The 18,005-nt window shown below is 67.7% G+C and carries 16 protein-coding genes and 1 tRNA gene; 11 read left to right on the forward strand and 6 right to left on the reverse strand.

Translation table 11 applies throughout. The features are described from left to right. The first annotated feature begins 76 nt into the window (after positions 1-76). Positions 77-1,069, forward strand: coding sequence for an IS481 family transposase (locus AC3ZI9_RS07180; RefSeq protein WP_489923507.1), 993 nt, complete (start codon positions 77-79; stop codon positions 1,067-1,069). A gap of 149 nt (positions 1,070-1,218) precedes the next feature. Here AC3ZI9_RS07180 and AC3ZI9_RS07185 read toward each other — a convergent pair whose 3' ends face one another. The 3 genes from AC3ZI9_RS07185 to AC3ZI9_RS07195 form a co-directional block, all read right to left on the reverse strand. Beyond that, entirely contained in the window at positions 1,219-2,496 is a 1,278-nt protein-coding gene (locus tag AC3ZI9_RS07185) for a glycosyltransferase (RefSeq protein WP_489923978.1), read from the reverse strand. 74 nt (positions 2,497-2,570) lie between these two features. Next, a complete protein-coding gene (locus AC3ZI9_RS07190; protein ID WP_489923979.1) occupies positions 2,571-4,271 on the reverse strand; it encodes a M23 family metallopeptidase in 1,701 nt (566 codons plus the stop codon). A gap of 226 nt (positions 4,272-4,497) precedes the next feature. Beyond that, a tRNA-Leu gene (locus tag AC3ZI9_RS07195) sits at positions 4,498-4,582 on the reverse strand. A 159-nt stretch (positions 4,583-4,741) separates the two neighbouring features. On the opposite strand from AC3ZI9_RS07195, the gene AC3ZI9_RS07200 reads away from it, so the two are divergent. Continuing rightward, positions 4,742-6,070 (forward strand): M20/M25/M40 family metallo-hydrolase, encoded by a 1,329-nt coding sequence (locus AC3ZI9_RS07200; protein WP_444566867.1) that lies wholly within the window; start codon positions 4,742-4,744, stop codon positions 6,068-6,070. A gap of 71 nt (positions 6,071-6,141) precedes the next feature. Here AC3ZI9_RS07200 and AC3ZI9_RS07205 read toward each other — a convergent pair whose 3' ends face one another. Then, positions 6,142-6,387: a DUF5703 family protein gene (locus tag AC3ZI9_RS07205; protein ID WP_444561422.1), complete on the reverse strand. Its 246-nt coding sequence runs from the start codon at positions 6,385-6,387 to the stop codon at positions 6,142-6,144. Between the two features lie 41 nt (positions 6,388-6,428). Between AC3ZI9_RS07205 and AC3ZI9_RS07210 the strand changes: the two genes are divergently transcribed. The 3 genes from AC3ZI9_RS07210 (at position 6,429) to mshC (ending at position 8,925) form a co-directional block, all read left to right on the forward strand. Then, on the forward strand, positions 6,429-6,728 hold the full coding sequence (locus AC3ZI9_RS07210) for a hypothetical protein (protein WP_444561421.1): 300 nt from the start codon (positions 6,429-6,431) through the stop codon (positions 6,726-6,728). Positions 6,729-6,800: 72 nt separating this feature from the next. After that, the gene (locus tag AC3ZI9_RS07215) at positions 6,801-7,625 is read left to right on the forward strand and encodes an undecaprenyl-diphosphate phosphatase (RefSeq protein WP_489923980.1); all 825 of its coding nucleotides are present in this window, start codon (positions 6,801-6,803) and stop codon (positions 7,623-7,625) included. A 40-nt stretch (positions 7,626-7,665) separates the two neighbouring features. Continuing rightward, the gene (mshC, locus tag AC3ZI9_RS07220) at positions 7,666-8,925 is read left to right on the forward strand and encodes a cysteine--1-D-myo-inosityl 2-amino-2-deoxy-alpha-D-glucopyranoside ligase (protein WP_444561419.1); all 1,260 of its coding nucleotides are present in this window, start codon (positions 7,666-7,668) and stop codon (positions 8,923-8,925) included. Between the two features lie 22 nt (positions 8,926-8,947). On the opposite strand, the gene AC3ZI9_RS07225 is transcribed toward mshC, so the two are convergent. Together AC3ZI9_RS07225 and AC3ZI9_RS07230 are read right to left on the reverse strand one after the other, a co-directional pair. Then, positions 8,948-10,177, reverse strand: a complete 1,230-nt coding sequence (locus tag AC3ZI9_RS07225) for an FAD-dependent oxidoreductase (RefSeq protein ID WP_489923981.1) — start codon at positions 10,175-10,177, stop codon at positions 8,948-8,950. A gap of 44 nt (positions 10,178-10,221) precedes the next feature. Then, on the reverse strand, positions 10,222-11,121 hold the full coding sequence (locus AC3ZI9_RS07230; protein ID WP_444561417.1) for a PAC2 family protein: 900 nt from the start codon (positions 11,119-11,121) through the stop codon (positions 10,222-10,224). 60 nt (positions 11,122-11,181) lie between these two features. Between AC3ZI9_RS07230 and AC3ZI9_RS07235 the strand changes: the two genes are divergently transcribed. The 6 genes from AC3ZI9_RS07235 (at position 11,182) to AC3ZI9_RS07260 (ending at position 18,003) form a co-directional block, all read left to right on the forward strand. Continuing rightward, a complete protein-coding gene (locus AC3ZI9_RS07235) occupies positions 11,182-11,913 on the forward strand; it encodes an HAD family hydrolase (protein ID WP_489923982.1) in 732 nt (243 codons plus the stop codon). Continuing rightward, a complete protein-coding gene (locus AC3ZI9_RS07240) occupies positions 11,910-13,088 on the forward strand; it encodes a site-2 protease family protein (protein ID WP_489923983.1) in 1,179 nt (392 codons plus the stop codon). Before AC3ZI9_RS07235 ends, AC3ZI9_RS07240 begins: the two co-directional genes overlap by 4 nt. Positions 13,089-13,117: 29 nt before the next feature. Then, positions 13,118-14,212, forward strand: coding sequence for a tRNA (adenine-N1)-methyltransferase (locus AC3ZI9_RS07245; protein ID WP_489923984.1), 1,095 nt, complete (start codon positions 13,118-13,120; stop codon positions 14,210-14,212). 114 nt (positions 14,213-14,326) lie between these two features. Beyond that, entirely contained in the window at positions 14,327-16,099 is a 1,773-nt protein-coding gene (gene arc / locus AC3ZI9_RS07250) for a proteasome ATPase (RefSeq protein ID WP_444566870.1), read from the forward strand. After that, complete coding sequence (gene dop / locus AC3ZI9_RS07255) at positions 16,096-17,703, forward strand: depupylase/deamidase Dop (RefSeq protein WP_444566871.1); 1,608 nt, start codon at positions 16,096-16,098, stop codon at positions 17,701-17,703. The genes arc and dop overlap by 4 nt, the downstream gene beginning before the upstream one ends. A gap of 102 nt (positions 17,704-17,805) precedes the next feature. After that, complete coding sequence (locus AC3ZI9_RS07260) at positions 17,806-18,003, forward strand: ubiquitin-like protein Pup (protein ID WP_444561411.1); 198 nt, start codon at positions 17,806-17,808, stop codon at positions 18,001-18,003. Positions 18,004-18,005 lie beyond the last annotated feature (2 nt).

Consider the following 18,005-nt stretch of genomic DNA (forward strand, 5'->3'; position numbering starts at 1 on the left):
GAATTGATGGGATGACGAAGGCCCCCGATGTGGAGTGGAGCTGTCTAAGAAACCGCTTCACAAACAGGAGGCCTTCATGTCCCACGCTAATGCAGCCCTGACCCCCAAAGCACGTCTGAGAATCGCCAAGCTCATCGTTGACCAGCAGTGGAGCGTCTCCACCGCAGCGAAAATGTTCATGGTCTCCTGGCCCACCGCCAAACGCTGGGCCGACCGCTACCGAGCCCACGGCGCGGCCGGGATGGCCGACAAGCCCAGCAGACCCCGGACAAGTCCTGCACGCACCCCGCAGGCAGCGGTCAAACAAATCGTGGCACTGCGCTGGCGCAAGCGCTTGGGGCCCGTCCAGATCGCCTACCGGCTGGGCCTGGCTGCCTCGACGGTGCACGCAGTGCTGGTACGTTGCCGGATCAACAGGCTGCGCTATATCGACCGGGTCACCGGTGAGAAAATCCGCCGCTATGAGCACCCCTATCCGGGATCGATGATCCACGTGGACGTCACCAAATTCGGCAATATTCCCGACGGCGGCGGGCACCGGTTCGTGGGCCGGCAGGCCGGAGACAAGAACCGTGCAGCAACCCCGGACAAGCCCCGCAATGCGAACCACACCCCGAAAATGGGAACCGCCTTCGTGCACACGGTCATCGATGATCACTCGCGTATCGCCTATGCCGAGATTCATGATGATGAGAAGTCGGTAACGGCCATCGCGGTACTGGAACGGGCCGTGGCGTGGTTCGCTGCCCGTGACGTCGTCGTGGAGCGCGTGCTATCTGATAATGGGTCCGCCTACCGCTCGCATGCCTGGCGTGACGCCTGCGCCGAGCTGGCCATCACGCCCAAGCGGACCCGCCCTTACCGGCCCCAGACCAATGGGAAAATCGAGCGGTTCCATCGGACCCTGAACGACGGTTGGGCCTACGCCAGGTTCTATGGCAGCGAGGCCACCCGCCGCGAAGCACTGCCGGATTGGATCCATGCGTACAATCACCACAGGCCCCACACTGCAATCGGGAACCAGCCACCAATCAGCCGCTTAACTAACGTCTATGGGCAGTACACCTAGACGGGGCAACTGTCAGACTATTGGCCACTTGAACCTCTTCGACCGAAACCCCGGTGCCCCCGAACGGGGGAGCCGGGCCGTGGGAGACTTCGGGCCGGGAGTCGGGGCGTCCTTCGTGGAACCGGCAGGGCACCAGCACACCCTCGGGGTCAGGGGGCTACCTCGGCCGAATCGATGGTGGCCCTGGCATAACTCGCCCGGGTCGCCGTGGCCGTATGCATCCAACTGAATCCATGCGATCTCGCGACGGCCGTATGGCCCATTCGTGCGACGTCGTCCCGGTGCGTCGCCGCGTGGGCGATGGCCTCGGCCCAGCTTTCCGCCGAGAGATCGGGGACGAGGACCCCGGTGGAGCCATCGGCGACACTATGGCGCAGGCCGCCGACGTCATGGGCCAGCACGGGGGTCCCGCAGGCCTGTGCCTCCATGGCGACCAGGCCGAAGGATTCGCTGTAGGAAGGCACGGCCACCACATCGGCAGCCCGGAACCAGGCAGCCAGCTCGTCGGCCGGCGACGGCGGAAGCAGGTGGGCGATCTCCTGGAGCTGTTCTTCATCGATCAGCCGCGCCAGGTCCAGGTCCTTCGAGCCGCTGCGGGAGCCGATGATTGCCAGCTCCACCTCGATGTCCGGCCGGGTGCGCGCCAGCAGCCCCAGGGCGCGCAACAGCACCTGGGGTCCCTTGAGCTTCTGGATGCGCCCGGCAAAGACCAGCCGCAGGGGATCCACTGCCGGACCAGGGGTGTGTCCCGCGTCGGCGACCCACATCCGGGGCCCTTCGGGGTGGAAGGTCTGCAGATTCACTCCGGGGACCACCAGGTCGATGCGGGAGGGCTCGGCGCCGTAGTCGGTGACCAGCTCATCGGCCTCGGCTTGGCTGTTGGCCGTCAGTCGGGTGGCCCGGCGAGCCAACTGCGTCTCGGCCTCGACCCGGCGATCCGATTCCTCAGCATCCTGTTGGAGCCGGCGTTTGACCTTCGCCAGGGTGTGCATGGTGTGGACCAGGGGCAGTTCCCACCGGCTGGCCAGTTCCAGACCGACGATCCCCGACATCCAGTAGTGGCTGTGGATGATGTCGAACGGTCCATGGTCGCCGCCGGCGATCCTTGCGGTGATCTCCGGAAGGTGGTCGGGCAGATCCTCCTTGGCCAGCGGGCCGTCGGGGCCGGCCGGGACATGGTGGACCCTCACCCGCTCGTTCAAGGACACCGACTCGGTGCCCCGGGGGCCACGGGTGAAGATGTCCACCAGCAGTCCGGAGGAGGCCATGGCCAGGGCGACCTCACGGACGTAGACGTTCATTCCCCCGGCATCCCCCGAGCCCGGCTGGTCCAACGGAGAAGTATGCAGGCAGAGCATCGCCACATGCAGCGGTGGCGAATTCTCGGGATCCGGCAGGTGGGTGGCCGGATGAGGGGCGTGCGTCATGGAGGTCCTGGAAGGGCTGGGTGGAGGATGGCCAAGCGTTCCCCTGAAGACTAGTCCGAACGGCCGCCCGGGTACTACTTGCTGGTGTCCCCGGTGTCCTTCGTGCTCTTGGTTTTCGCGATGAAGGCCTTCACCAGGGCCGGGACATCAGCCGTCGGCGTCTGGCCGTCAACTTCGTCAGGGAACCATTCGCCGCAGTGGCGGGCCACCTCCTCAACGGTCAGGGGCGCCGCGAATTCCTCCGTATCGGGCGAGTCGCCGGCCCAGGGGTGGGCCTTGACAGCCCGGGTCAGGAGAGTCATCTCGATCGTCCCCAGGACACGGGATGCCGGGGGCTCCGGGGCCTTTGCCGTGTCCTCTTCCCCGCTGAGGTATTCGTCCTCGTAGGCGAGGCAGAGCCCGTCCAAGGTCGCTGGCTCATCCCTGCCCGGATCCGGCGAAGCGCTCGGCTCACCGGCGGTCGGGGACGGTGTCGGGGTCGGAGTGGAGGTCGGCGGCACCGAGGGCGTCGGGGTGACCGTGGGGGTCGGCGCCGCGGAGGGGGTGGGTTTGGCCGGCGGTGTCTTCGTCGGCGTCTTGGCCGGTGCCTTGGTTGGTGGTTTGCCCGGTGTCGGCGAGGGGGATTTCACCGGAGTCGTGGTCGGGGTGCTGGACGGTGCAGGAGCCGAGGGGGTGGGCTTCGTCGAGGACGAGCGCGGTTTCCGTTCCACGTCCGTGGAATGTGCGGGGGCCTGTTGCTTCGCGGATTCCTTGGTTTGCCCGGGCCGTGGGCGTGTACCCGGTGTGGGGTCCTTCGGGGCAGGGCCGGCAGCGGTGGGGCTCTTCGACGCCGAGGGCTGCGGGGCCGCCGCGGCCCGGTGCGATGCGGCCGGAGCGCTGGAGGAGGCCGCCGTCGTCGTACGCGAGGGGGTGGGCGAGGGGGACGGGGAAGTCCGGCTCTTGGCGATCTGGCGTAGCTCCTGTTCGGAGACCGGCCGCTTCTGGCCCGGGACCCGGGGCAGATACTTCGCCGGGTCGACCCATTTGCCGTGCAGGTAGACCTCGAAATGCACATGGCACCCGGTGGAGTTGCCCGTGGTGCCTGACAGTGCCAAGAGGTCGCCCCGGTGCACGCGGTCACCCTGATGGGCCACGAGCAGCGAATTATGGCTGTACGCGGTTTCGACGCCGCTTCCATGATCCACGCGGACGCGTTGGCCTGAATGTCCGGCCCAGGCCGATTGGACGACGCGCCCATCGGCAGCCGCCCGGACCGGGGTCCCGCACGCGACCCCGTAGTCCTGACCGATATGGATGTAGGAGCCGGGGCCCGTCGGATTCAACCGCCAGCCGAAACCGCTGGTGATCCGGGTGGTTTCCACCGGTGGGGCGAGGGCCAGTCCGCCGGGCAACAAACCCGCCGGACCGGTGGTGACGTGCTCGGCGCCGCGTCGGGAGGGCAGGCCCTCTCCATCGGCCGGGCTGCCGTCGGGGCTGACGATGGAGGTGATTTCCGGTTGGTAGCCCGGGGACCAGTCCCCGCCGCCGAGGCCGGAGCCGGCAGAAGGGTCACGGAGCGGGGAGGTGCCGGCGACCATGGCGAAGACGGGTTGGACCGTACGGCTCGGGCTGGATTCCGTGGAGGCGGTGCTGGTCGCAGCGGCCGCGGGGTCGGGTGCGGGAAGGCTGCCGGCGGCCGGGGCCGTGCCGATGAGCAGTGCGCCCGCCGTGGCCAGACCCAACCATTTGAGCAGTGGGCCTTTGCTGGACGGGCGTGACGGAGCGTGGCGAGGCACTTGCTGGTGCTCTGGCACCCGTGCACCCATGTTTCCCCCGAGTGGTCGGCCCCTATGCCCGCATTGCGACACTCATTGTCGTCCGCGGAGTGGTGGAGATCACGCTACCCGTGCCCGGGAGTTTGGACCAGAGGTGCCGACCGGAAATCGGAGGGAGGGGTGAGCGCCGCGGGGTGGGGCAGCGCCCGGGCATGAAAAAAGCCCCGGAGAACCGGGGCTCATTTCGTGCGCGGAGGGGGACTTGAACCCCCACCCACTATACGTGGACTAGCACCTCAAGCTAGCGCGTCTGCCTATTCCGCCACCCGCGCAGGTGGTGCGATTCGGCCGGTCGGGAGTACTCGTGGGACTTCCTGCCCGGCGAAAGCAGCGAGTAAGACTCTAACATGTCGGTGAGGCAGTTCCCAATTCCACCCTCTTTCCACGGATGACTAGGCTGGAACCACCCGAACAACCCGGAAGGCCAGGCCATGACCGAGCTAGGAAACCACGGTGCCGCAGGCATCACGGCAGCCGACGAAGTCGAAGAAATCTGCCGTACCTTGATCCGTTTCGACACCAGCAATTTCGGCGGCAACGACGCCCGCCCCGAACGTCCGGCAGCAGAGTACGTCGCCGAGCTGATGACCGGGGGAGGGCTCGCCCCGAAGATCTATGAATCCTCCCCGGGCCGTGCCAGCGTCGTGGCCCGGATGGAAGGCACGGATCCCTCGCTGCCGGCCCTGGTAGTCCACGGCCATCTGGACGTGGTCCCGGCCCAGGCCGAGGACTGGAGCGTCGACCCGTTCGCCGCCGAGGTCAAGGACGGGCTGATCTGGGGGCGGGGCGCGGTGGACATGAAGGACATGGACGCCATGATCCTGGCCGTGCAGCGGCAAATGCACCGTGAAGGGGTGAAACCCCAACGCGACCTCATCTTCGCCTACTTCGCCGATGAGGAGGCCGGCGGGACCTACGGGGCCGGGTGGATGGTCGAGAACCATCCCGAGGTCTTCGCCGGTGCGGGGGAGGCCATCAGCGAAGTCGGGGGGTTCTCCTCGACCGTCGGCGGGCGACGGGCCTACTTCCTGCAAACCGCGGAAAAGGGACTGCACTGGCTCACCATGCACGCCGGGGGCCGCGCCGGACACGGATCGCAGATCAACGACGAGAACGCGGTGACCCGGCTGGCTGGGGCCATCAGCCGCATCGGCGCCCATGAATGGCCCATCGAATACACGAAGACCACCCGGGCACTGATGGAAGGTGTCTCCGAGCTCACGGGCATCGAGTTCGACGAACGGAATCCGGAACCGTTGCTCGATGCGTTGGGCAATGTGTCCCGGTTCGTCGGGGCCACCTTGCAGAACACCTCGAATCCCACGGCCCTGAAATCCGGCTATAAGCACAACGTCATCCCCGGCGCCGCCGAGGCCTTCCTGGATTGCCGGACCCTGCCCGGACGCGACGAACTGCTGCACGAGACCCTGCGCGAACTGGCAGGAGCCGGAGTCGATTTCTCCACCGAGCACTCGGATACCTCACTGGAGGTCCCCTTCTCCGGATCGCTGGTGGACAACATGGTCGCGTCGATCTCCGCCGAGGATCCCGGGGCCGTCGTGCTGCCCTACATGCTCTCCGGCGGCACCGACAACAAATCGTTGTCCCGGCTGGGAATCACGGGATACGGCTTCGCCCCGCTGCAGTTACCCGACGAGCTGGACTTCACCAGCATGTTCCATGGTGTGGACGAACGGGTCCCGGTGGACGCACTGAAATTCGGCACCCGGGTCCTGTCCCGGCTGCTGCGCACCTACTAGGGTGCCTCGGGGCCCGAAGGGCGGCTGGGCAGGGTCCGGAAGGATGAAGCCCGGCCCCGCTTCGGCGTTGTTCAGGCGGGGAAGCTGTCCAGGGTGCTGGTCACCCGCATGACGCGGCGGCGCATCCAGTATCGGCGCATCCCGCCCATGTAGATGCGGGTGGTGCGCAATTCCCATTTTCCGTATTCGGCGTGCTCGGCCAGTTCACGCCGGGCATCGGCGATCGACTGGCCGGGACGGACCGTGAGGACCAGATATTCGAAGCCCGCCGCGTGGTCGGTGGACTTCCGTGCTGCTGTGGGGGAGTTTTTCATCATCTTGCCTCCATTCTGCTCGCTCTACGGGTAACGTCTAGACCATGAGCACTGATCCGCGTGTTGCACTGCAGGCACTGGTTGCCTCGTTCGAAGAACATCTCTCTGCCGTGTCCTCACGCCGGGGCGATGACGACCCCGCGGTGGAGAGCGCCGCCTACAGGATGATGGACGCCTTCGAGGAGTACGAGGACTCCCTCTACGACACCTACGGTGAAGTCACCCCGCTGGACGTCTACGACGACTCCGACGATGACGACCTCGACGACGATGACGACGATGGTCCCGACCTGGACGACTCCGACGACGAGGACGACGCCTCCGAGACGGACGACCGCCGCTGAACCGTCCCCTTCCATGCGGCACACCCCACATAAGTGGGCCCGGGCCCTGCCGGGTGAAGTAGTGTTTCACGCGTGAATTGGTTTGAAGCGGCCTTTTTGGGCCTGATCCAGGGACTGACCGAGTTCCTCCCCATCTCCTCCAGCGCCCACCTGCGCATCGTGGGGGAGTTCCTGCCCAATGCAGCGGATCCGGGGGCCGCGTTCACCGCGATCACCCAACTCGGCACGGAAACCGCCGTCGTCATGTTCTTCTGGCGTGACATCGTGCGGATCATCCGGGCCTGGTTCCGGGCCATCACCGGCAAGATCCCGCATAGCGACCCCGACGCACGGATGGGCTGGCTCATCATCGTCGGTTCACTGCCGATCGGCGTGCTGGGGCTGCTCTTCCAGGACGATATCGAGACGACCTTCAGATCCTTGTGGCTCGTGGCCACGATGCTCGTGGTCTTCGGCGTCTTCCTGGCCATCGCCGACCATTACGGCAAACAGAAGCGCGAGCTGAAGGAATTGACCGTCAAGCACGGCATCCTCTTCGGCCTGGCCCAGGCGCTGGCCCTGATCCCGGGGGTCTCCCGCTCGGGAGGCACCATCACCGGTGGTCTGCTCATGGGCTACTCCCGCGAGGCGGCCGCCCGCTACTCCTTCCTGCTGGCCATCCCGGCGGTCTTCGCCTCCGGGCTGTTCCAGGCATTCAAGAGCTTCGGTGAGCCGAGCGTCTATTCCGGGGCGGAAACCATCCTCGCCACCGTCATTGCCTTCGCCGTCGGTTTCGTGATCATCGGGTGGTTCCTGAGATACGTTTCCACCCACAGCTACAGTGTCTTCGTGTGGTACCGGATCGCTTTGGGTCTGGTGCTGTTCCTCCTCCTGGGTTTCAACGTCATCAGCGCCTGATTCCCCCTTCCATACCCCGCTTTCGAAAGGCCGATCCTTCGTGCACGCATGGCCCGCGCCCAGCATTCCCACCCTCCCTGGAACCCCTCCGCCGTTGCGGATCTTCGACTCCTCACGGGGAGAGGTCCTCACCCCGGCCACGGAGCAGCAGGCGGGCATGTACGTCTGCGGGATCACCCCGTACGACGCCACCCACATGGGCCATGCCGCCACCTATGTCGCCTTCGACCTGCTCTACCGTTTCTGGCGCGACGCCGGACTGGACGTGACCTACGTGCAGAACGTCACCGACGTCGATGACCCGCTGCTCGAACGGGCCACCGAAACCGGCGTCGATTGGAAGGACCTGGCCGAAGGACAGACCGATTTGTTCCGCGGGGACATGGAATCGCTGAACGTGATCCCGCCCGAGCACTACATCGGCGCCGTCGAGTCCGTGTCCTGGATCGTCCCGGTGGTGGAGAACCTCCTCGAGGCGGGATTGGCCTACCGGGTGCCCGGCCCCGGGGACGAGCCCGACGGCGACGTCTACTTCGACTCCGACGCGGCCGCCTCCGAGGTCTGGCGCCTGGGGTCGGTGAGCGGTTACGACCAGGAGACCATGGCCACGTTCTTCGCCGAACGCGGCGGGGACCCCGAGCGGGCGGGAAAGAAGAACACGCTGGACCCGCTGCTATGGAGGCTGCGCCGACCCGGCGAACCCTTCTGGGACGGAGCGGGCCTGGGTGAAGGCCGCCCGGGGTGGCATATCGAATGCTCGGTGATCGCCCGGCGTTTCCTGCCCGCCCCCTTCACCGTCCAGGGGGGAGGAAGCGACCTGATCTTCCCGCACCACGAATTCTCCGCGGGCCACGCCACGGCGGGCGACGGGAAGCCGCTGGCCGAGCATTACGTCCACACCGGGATGGTGGGCCTGGACGGCGAAAAGATGAGCAAGTCACTGGGCAACCTCGTGTTGGTGTCGAAGCTGCGGGCCGCGGGGGAGGACCCCATGGCCGTTCGCGCCGTCCTGGTGGGCCAGCACTACCGCACCGATTGGGAATGGACCGATGAACTGCTGAGCCAGGCCAAGGACCGCTTGGCCGCCTGGCGCTCCCGGGCTGCCGGGACGACGCCGGAACGGGCCGAAGCACTCGTGGCACAACTGCGCACGCATCTGGCCGACGACCTGGATTCCCCCTCGGCACTGGCGGCCCTCGACGAATGGGCCGCCGAAGCACCCGGCAATGATCCCACCGCCCAGGGAGCCACCACGGTCCTGGCCGCACTGGATGCCCTGCTGGGGCTGAAACTGGCGTAGCGGCGCCCCCGCGCCCCGGGGCTCACCTCCGGGGACGGAGGGACGAAGTCAGCGGGGCGCTCCGGTGCAAGGAAATGATCGGGCCCAGCGCCGTGGAGACCGTCATGAAACGTGCCGCCAGGTCCCGCAGACTACAGAACGCCCGCCCGGTGGCGAACATCAGTTTCGCGAGCCGGCGGGAATTCTCGTGGGCGGCCAGTACCCGCGGGCGTTGGGCCTGCTCATAGTCCAGCAAGGCCCGGGCCACGCCGGTGGCCGGGACCCCGGCCAGATGGGTATCGAGCACCGCCGCCGATTCGATGGCCATCGCGGCGCCGACCCCTGCGGTCGGCAGGAAGCCGGCGGCCGCATCCCCCAAGAGGATGACCCGCCCCAGCGCCCAGCGGGGGCTGCGCGCATCAGCGAGCTTCCAGAGAAAAGGCGAATCGGCCGATTCGATGGCGGCCAGGGCGTCCGCCGTCGGACGGTCCAGCTCGGCGATCCGGGTCCGGAGATGGTCGACGAAGGCGGCCGGACCGGCGTCGGTCCGACCGCGGGGCCCGCCGACGAAGACACCCACCCGGTGACGGACCGGATAACGTCCGATGAAGAACCCGCGGCCCCAGGTTTCGGCATAGAGGTCGTTGCTGGTGGTGTCCGTCCCGGCGTCGGACCAGGCGACCCAACCACCCCACCCCGTATCGAACCTCTCGACGTCGGCGGGATCCACCACCAGCGCCCGGGTGGTCGAGTTCATCCCGTCCGCGGCAATGACGAGATCGAAGCGGGCCACCACCGGGCCGTCGGGGGTCTGGATCCTCGCGGTGGCCCCGGCGGCATCCTGGACCAACGCAGCCACCGACGCCCCCAGGGTGGCCGGCAGTCCGGGGCCGGCCATCGCCTCGATCAGCTCCCCGCGCCCGATGCCGCCGTACCTGCCGTAGCGGGCGAACACCCCGTCGAAGGAGTAGGTGCGGATCACCCGGCCCCGGCTGGAGCGCAATTGGTAGCGATGCATCGCCACGCTCTGCCGGAGGTAACGGTCCCTGGCCCCCAGCCGGCGCAACGGTGCTTCGACCAGCGGCATCAGCCCCAGCATGTAGCCCTCGTCCGCACCGCGGGGGGATCGTTCCAGTACTACGGGATGCAGCCCGCGACGCCGCAGCAGTCCTGCCACGCAGACGCCGGCGACCCCGGCCCCCACCACGAGTACGCGCAACCGGTCCCGGGCCGCGGCCTCGAGCTGCCCGGTGAGCGGGGTGTCCTCCACCATGGTTCCGTGCCTTTCCCCGGCCTGTTCCGGACGCTGCGGTGGGGCTAGCCTTCGGTTCCGCCGTCGCGTCGTTTCAGATAGCGCTCGAATTCGCGGGCGATCGACTCTCCGCTGGCCTCGGGCAGCTTGGTGGCGTCCTGGGTCTCCTCCAGCTGCTGGACATAGGCGGCGACCTCGGGATCCTCCTCGGAGAGTTCGTTGACCCCGCGTTGCCAGGCCTCGGCCTCCTCGGTGAGCAGCGTCAGATCGAAGGGCGTGTGCAGGACCGCCTCCAGCTGGGTCAACAACGCCAGGGTCGCCTTCGGGGAGGGTGAATGGCCCACATAGTGGGGGACCGCGGCCCAGATCGACAGGGTCGGCAGGCCCGCCGAGTCGGCGGTCTCCGCCAGGACGCCCAGGATCCCGGTGGGTCCCTCATAGGTGGTGCGGTCCGCGCCGAGAAGCGCCCGCAGATGCCCGTCCTCACTGGTGATGCTGGCCGGCAGCGGGCGGGTGTGCGGGACATCGGCCAACAAGGCCCCCACCAGGACCACGGCCTTCACGTTCTGCAGTTCGGCCTGGGTGAGCAGTTCCGCAGTGAAGGCCTGCCAGCGGTAGGTCGGCTCCGCCCCGCGCACCAGCAACAGGTCCACGCCGGTATCGGGGATCTCGGCCCGGAACATCCGGGTGCTGGGCCAGCGGATCGTGCGCTTGCCTGCGGCATTGCGCCGGACCGACGGACGCGAATACTGGTAATCGTAATAATCGTCTTCCGAGAGTTCGGCGACCTTCTTGGCCTCGAAGTGCCGGGCGAGGAATCGCAGGGAATCACTGGCGGCCTCGCCGGCGTCGTTCCAGCCACCGAAGGCGACCACCATGATGGTGGGCCGTCGGCCGCTTCCCGGAGGCGCCTCGGCCGCAATCAGCTCGGTGAGCGAGCCCTGCGAATCATTATTCTCAGCCACGCTCTCACCCTAACGCGAACGGTGGCCGTGGCAACGTGCCCGCCCACGTAGAATCGAGGCATGAGTGCCTTCCCCACCCACGCCCCACGGACCACGAACGTTTTTGATGCCCATGACGGGTTGCAAGCCGTACTCTGGGACATGGACGGGACCATCGTGGACACCGAGCCGTATTGGATCGCCGCCGAGAAGGAACTGGTCCACCGCCATGGCGGGACCTGGAGCGATGAAGAAGCCCAGGAACTGATCGGCCAGGCGCTGCCCACCAGCGCAGCGGTCCTGCGTGAGGTTGGCGTCGACCTCGAGATCCGCGAGATCATCGACGAGATGACCGCCAGTGTGGTCCGTGGTTTGCGCGAGCACATGGTCTTCCGTCCCGGCGCCCGCGAGCTGCTGGCCGATCTGCGCGCCCACGGGGTGCCGTGTGCCCTGGTCACCATGTCCGAGGGCCCGATGGCCCAGCTGGTCGCCGATTCCCTCCCGTCCGGGACCTTCGAATTCCTGATCACCGGGGACCAGGTCCCCGCCGGCAAACCGGATCCGGCGCCGTACCACCTGGCGATGGACCGGATGTCGGGGCAGGTCCCCTCGCTGCAGCGCCACCGGGTGGTGGCCATCGAGGACTCCGATCCCGGGGTCCGCTCGGCGGCGGCCAGTGGAACCCCCACCATCGCCGTTCCGCATTATTCGACCCTGCCCGCGACAGGCAACTGGACGGTCTGGCCGACACTCGCCGGTGTCACCGCCGGCGACCTGGACTCCTTCGTCGCCCCCGAAGGCGCCGCCGGATGAGCGGTTCCGCGCAGCAGTCGGGCCACCACGACACCCCGGTCCCCGGCCAGGAGAAGTCCCGCCGCCCCGGCATCCCGTTGGGACGCATGGGCGGCATCCCCGTTTATCTGGCCTGGTCCTGGTTCCTGATCGCCGGCTTCATCCTGTTGGTCTTCACCCCCGATGTGATGCGGATCCTGCCGGGAATCGGTCTGGGCGCCTACGCGGTGTCCTTCGGCTATGCGGTCCTGCTGGCCCTGTCGATCCTGATCCACGAGCTGGCCCATGCCCTCTGTGCCACTGCCTTCGGCTGGCCCAACGCCCATATCGTGCTCACCCTGTGGGGTGGACACACCCAGTTCGGTTCCTTCCATGCCACCCCCGGGAAGTCCCTGCTCGTGGCATTGGCCGGGCCGGCAGCGAACTTCCTGCTGGCGGGGTTGGGGTATCTGGCCATCGTGAACCTGGATCCGATCGGGGTCACCGGGCTGCTGCTGACCATCCTGGTGTGGGCGAACCTCCTGGTCGCGATCTTCAACATCCTGCCCGGGTTGCCGCTCGACGGCGGCCGACTGGTCGAATCCGCCGTCTGGGCGGGAACCGGTTCGCAGGAAAAGGGGACCGTGGCCGCCGGCTGGGCGGGACGGATCATCGTCATCGCCCTGGGCCTGTACTTCGTGGTGCTCCCGCTGTTCAACCGGGAACCGATCAACCTGCAAGTGACCATCATCGCGGTGCTGCTCTGCGGGTTCCTCTGGGTGGGGGCCAGCGGGGCCATCAACGATGCCCGCATGCGGTTGCGGCTGCCACGGATCGGGGCCGGGGAACTCATGGAGCCGGCCACCGCCCTGCCCGGCACCGCCGTCGTCACGGACATCGACCACCGGCTGGCCCGCTCCCCGGGGCATGTCCTGCTGTGTTCGGCCACCGGCCGGCCCGAAGCCGTCGTGGACCGCACCTCGCTGGCTGCCGTGCCCGGGACCTTGCGCTCCACCACTGCGGCGGGGACCGTGGCCCGGGCCCTGGCCCCCGGGGCCGTCGTGGCCGCCAGCCGGTCCGGGCGGGACCTGGTGACCTACCTGGCCAGCCTGGACGGCAGCGAATATGCCGTCGTCGACGGCAACGGCAGGATCGTGGGCCTGCTGCTCCAGCGGACCGTCGTCTCCGCCATCACCGGCAAGAAGTCCGGTTCATGAACCATCCAGCCAACGGAACGAGCCCCAGCATGAACGAAACCCCCCACCAGCCCGCCACCGCGCATGGCGCCGCCCACCGCCGCGGGCCCTTCGCCCCGGGGGACCGGGTCCAGCTCACCGATGAGAAACGGCGGATGAACACCCTGACGTTGACTCCCGGGGGCCAGTTCCACACCCACCGCGGGGTGTTGGACCACGATGCGTTGATCGGCCAGCCCGAAGGCATCGTGCTGGAGAATTCGGAGGGACGGCGCTACCAGGCGCTGCGCCCGCTGCTGAAGGACTTCGTGCTCTCCATGCCGCGGGGGGCCGCCGTCGTCTACCCCAAGGACGCCGCGCAGATCGTCACGATGGGCGACATCTACCCGGGCGCCCGCGTCCTGGAAGCCGGCGTCGGTTCCGGGGCCCTGTCGATCTCCCTGCTGCGGGCGGTGGGAGATGGCGGATACCTGCACAGCATGGAACGTCGTGCCGAATTCGCCGAGATCGCCCGCGGCAACGTGGAAACGATCTTCGGCGGTGAACATCCGGCCTGGAGGATCAGCCTCGGCGACTTCCAGGACCAGGCCACCGCCACCGAGGAACCCGGTTCCATCGACCGCGTCGTATTGGACATGCTGGCTCCCTGGGAATGCGTGGATTCCGTGGCCACCGTGCTGGCCCCGGGCGGGGTCTGGGTGAACTACGTCGCCACCGTCACCCAGCTTTCACGCACCGCCGAGGCCATCCGGGCCGATGGCCGGTTCACCGAACCCGAATCCTGGGAATCGATGGTCCGCGGCTGGCATCTGGACGGTTTGGCCGTGCGCCCCGACCACCGCATGGTCGCCCATACCGGGTTCCTGCTCACCGCCCGCCGGCTCGCCGACGGGGCCGCGGGGATCCCGGGGCAGAAACGCATGAAGAACACCGAATTCGCCGCCGAGGACGTCCAGGCCTGGACCAAGGAGCACGACGACGGGGCCTGGGATGCCACGGGACTGGGCGAACGCGGGGTCTCGGACAAGAAACTGCGTCGGGCCGCCAAGGACGCGAAATCGATGAAGCAGCGCGGGGCCTTCCGTGATGCCGACGGCAACGGCCTGGATCCCGCCGACTTCCCGGAGCCGACCCCCGGGGAGTGAACCCCGGCCTGGACGGCGACACCTGCGGTTAACATCGATGCCCTGACGGGCCGCGGGTGGCTACGATGAAGGGGACGGACCCCATCGGGGCAAGGCGCGACGAAGGGTGCTCATATGCCGGACAACACATCGACCCCAGCCTCCGGGGCGGCCGAGGGGGACGGGCGGCTGCAACGCCAACTCGAGATCGCCGAACGCCAGCTCAACGTCCTGCGCGATAAGTCACGGACCTTGGATCGCCAACTGGGGACGACGACGGCCAACAACGCCCGGCTGACCGCCATGCTCGAACGCACCCGGGAACAGATCGTCACGCTCAAATCGGCGTTGGATCGGGACGGGGACACCCCGTTCAGTTTCGGCACCATCGTGGGGATCAACGCCCGCAGCCATCCCGCAGCCGGAACCGCCATCTCCTCCACCGGGGTCCCGGGGGCGGACATCGTCCAGGGCGGCCGGAAGCTCCGGGTGGCGATCAGCCCGCTGCTGGACCTGGAGAGCCTGCAGCTGGGGCAGGAAGTGCTGCTGAACGAATCCTTGACCATCGTCGCCGGACTCGGCTTCGAAGCCTCCGGGGAACTGGTCTCCGTCAAGGAGGTCATGGAGGACGGGCGGGTCCTGGCCGTGGGCCGGGCCGACGACCAGAAGGTCATCCGGCTGGCCGGGCCGCTGCTGCGCGAAAAGGTCAGGGTGGGCGATTCACTGGCCATCGACCCGCGGACCGGGCTGGCCACCGAACGGGTGCAGCTCTCGGAGATGCAGTCGTTGGTCCTGGAAGAGGTCCCGAACATCTCCTACGCCGATATCGGCGGGCTGGGCCCGCAGATCGAACAGATCCGCGACGCCGTCGAACTGCCGTTCCTGCACCAGGACCTCTACCGCGAACACGGGCTGAAGGCCCCCAAGGGCATCCTGCTCTACGGCCCCCCGGGCTGCGGCAAGACGCTCATCGCCAAGGCGGTGGCCCATTCACTGGCCGAACGGACCGCCGAACTGCGCGGCGGGGAAAGCGCCCGCAGCTACTTCCTGAACATCAAGGGCCCCGAACTGCTCGATAAATATGTCGGCGAAACCGAACGCCATATCCGGCTGATCTTCTCCCGTGCCCGGGAAAAGGCCGCCGGGGGCAACCCGGTGGTCGTGTTCTTCGACGAAATGGATTCGCTGTTCCGCACCCGCGGCACCGGGGTCTCCTCCGATGTCGAAACGACGATCGTTCCCCAGCTGCTCAGCGAGATCGATGGCGTGGAGAAGCTCGACAACGTCATCATCATCGGCGCCTCCAACCGCGAGGACATGATCGACCCGGCCATCCTGCGCCCCGGACGGTTGGACGTGAAGATCAAGGTGCTGCGCCCCGACGCCGAGGGCTCCGCCGAGATCTTCGCCAAATACCTCACCACCGACCTGCCCCTGCACGCCGACGACCTGGCCGAACACGGGGGCAACGCCGAGGCCACCGTGCAGGGGATGATCCGCCAGACCGTGGAGGCCATGTACTCCACGGGCACGGAGAACGAGTTCCTGGAGGTCACCTACGCCAACGGCGAGACCGAGACGCTCTACTTCAAGGACTTCAACTCCGGGGCGGTGATCCGCAACGTGGTCGATCGGGCCAAGAAATCGGCCATCAAGGAACTGCTGACCTCCGGGGAGCGTGGATTGCGGATCGACCACCTGCTGCGCGGTGTCGCCGACGAATTCCACGAACACGAGGACATGCCCAACACCACCAACCCCGACGACTGGGCGCGGATCTCGGGCAAGAAGGGCGAACGGATCACCTACATCCGCACCATCGTCGCCGATAAGAGCGGCTCCGGCGTCGGACGCAGCCTCGAGACGGAACCGGGGCAGGGATACTCCAATACGGGGCAGTACCTGTGAGTGTCCGGCGGGTCATCGGTCTGGAAACCGAATTCGGGGTGCTGGCCCCCAGCCAGCCCGGAGCGAACTCCACGATCCTGTCCGCGCAGGTCATCAACGCCTATGCCGCCACCGTGCGCCAGGGCTACGGGCAGCTGGCGGGGACGCGCTGGGACTATGCCGATGAGGCGCCGTTGGCCGACGCCCGGGGTTGGAACATGCCCCGGGCCGTGGCCGACGCCTCCCAGCTGACCGACACCCCGCGCGAACTCACGGCCGAGGAGATCGCCTTGGCCGGCGGGGACGTCAGGGCGGGGGAGACCCTGTATGCCGAGCAGGACACGGACGGTCATGTGCTGATGAACATGGTGCTGGGCAACGGGGCCCGGCTCTACGTGGATCATGCCCACCCCGAATACTCCTCACCCGAGACCACCGGACCCCATGACGCGGTCCTCCACGACCAGGCGGGGGACCGGGTCGCCCTGGCCGCCCAACGACGGATCGCCGAGTCCCCGGGCTTCGCCGAGGTCCTGCTGTACAAGAACAACACGGATAACAAGGGCGTGAGCTACGGGGCCCACGAGAACTACCTGATGCCGCGGTCCACCCCCTTCGACGACATCGCCGCAGGACTGATCCCGTTTTTCGCCACCCGGCAGGTCCTGTGCGGTTCCGGACGCGTGGGCCGGGGGATGACCGGGGCGGAACCCGGCTACCAGATCAGTCAACGCGCCGACTTCTTCGAAGCCGAGGTCGGACTGGAAACCACCATCAGGCGTCCCATCGTGAACACCCGCGACGAGCCTCATGCCACCTGGGAGAAGTACCGGCGGCTGCACGTGATCGCCGGGGACGCGAACCTGGGCCAGGTCTCCACGCTGCTGCGGGTCGGGACCACCTCCCTGGTCCTCTCGCTCATCGAAGCCGGTACCGCGCCGCGGATCCAACTCCGTGAACCGGTGGCCGCCCTGCAGCAGATCAGCCACGACCCCACCTTGCAGACAGTCGTCGAACTCTCCGACGGCCGACGGGTCACCGCCCTGGAGATCCAACGGATCTACCTCGACGCGGCACGCGCCCACTGCCGGACCACCGGGGCCGAGGATGCCGCGACCACCGATGTGCTGACCCGCTGGCAGGACACCCTCGACACCCTGGGCCGGGACGTCTTCGCCGCGAAACGCACCGTGGACTGGGTTGCCAAACTGGATCTGATGAACCGCTACCGTGACCGGGATGGCCTGTCCTGGCAGGACCACCGGCTGGCGATGATGGACCTTCAATGGGCGGATCTGCGCCCCGAACGCGGTCTCTACCACCGGTTGGCCGGACGCGGGATGGTCGAGACGCTCTTCAGCGAGGAACAGATCGCCCGGGCCGTCGTCGAACCCCCGGAGGACACCCGCGCCTACTTCCGCGGCCGCTGCCTGAGCCAGTACCCGCAGGATGTGTTGGGGGCCAGCTGGGATGCGGTGATCTTCAGCATCCCCGGCCGCCCCGGCAGCCACCGGGTGGCGACCCCCGAACCGCTGCGCGGAACCAAGGAGCGGGTCGGGCGGCTCTTCGACGCGGGACTCGACGTGGGCCGGTTCGTCGACGAGCTGGCCCGCGGGCGGACCTGAACCGGGCAGGACCGCGGTCCCGCCGATCCACCAGCAGCCGGAACCACCAAGTGAGACGATAGACAGACCGGCGATTCGTCGCCCCGAGGAGAGGAGCAGACCATGGCACAGGAACAGCAGCGGCCGCAGCCGTCCACGCAGGAGCAGGAAGTCGAGGAGACCCCGGCCCCGGCCGCGGCGGCACCGGCCACGCAGGAGCAGACCCAAGGTGTGGACGACCTGCTGGAGGACATCGACGGCGTACTGGAACAAAATGCTGAGGAGTTCGTGCGTGGTTTCGTGCAAAAGGGCGGACAGTAGCC

It is taken from the genome of Arthrobacter sp. AOP36-F1-5 (genome assembly GCF_058137995.1).

Coding starts and splice junctions, on each gene's coding strand:
- AC3ZI9_RS07245 (WP_489923984.1), top strand. CDS start 13,118: ATGAACGAAACCCCCCACCAGCCCGCCACCGCGCATGGCGCCGCCCAC.
- AC3ZI9_RS07235 (WP_489923982.1), top strand. CDS start 11,182: ATGAGTGCCTTCCCCACCCACGCCCCACGGACCACGAACGTTTTTGAT.
- AC3ZI9_RS07200 (WP_444566867.1), top strand. CDS start 4,742: ATGACCGAGCTAGGAAACCACGGTGCCGCAGGCATCACGGCAGCCGAC.
- AC3ZI9_RS07260 (WP_444561411.1), top strand. CDS start 17,806: ATGGCACAGGAACAGCAGCGGCCGCAGCCGTCCACGCAGGAGCAGGAA.
- AC3ZI9_RS07180 (WP_489923507.1), top strand. CDS start 77: ATGTCCCACGCTAATGCAGCCCTGACCCCCAAAGCACGTCTGAGAATC.
- AC3ZI9_RS07205 (WP_444561422.1), bottom strand. CDS start 6,387: ATGATGAAAAACTCCCCCACAGCAGCACGGAAGTCCACCGACCACGCG.
- AC3ZI9_RS07225 (WP_489923981.1), bottom strand. CDS start 10,177: ATGGTGGAGGACACCCCGCTCACCGGGCAGCTCGAGGCCGCGGCCCGG.
- AC3ZI9_RS07240 (WP_489923983.1), top strand. CDS start 11,910: ATGAGCGGTTCCGCGCAGCAGTCGGGCCACCACGACACCCCGGTCCCC.
- arc (WP_444566870.1), top strand. CDS start 14,327: ATGCCGGACAACACATCGACCCCAGCCTCCGGGGCGGCCGAGGGGGAC.
- AC3ZI9_RS07185 (WP_489923978.1), bottom strand. CDS start 2,496: ATGACGCACGCCCCTCATCCGGCCACCCACCTGCCGGATCCCGAGAAT.
- AC3ZI9_RS07210 (WP_444561421.1), top strand. CDS start 6,429: ATGAGCACTGATCCGCGTGTTGCACTGCAGGCACTGGTTGCCTCGTTC.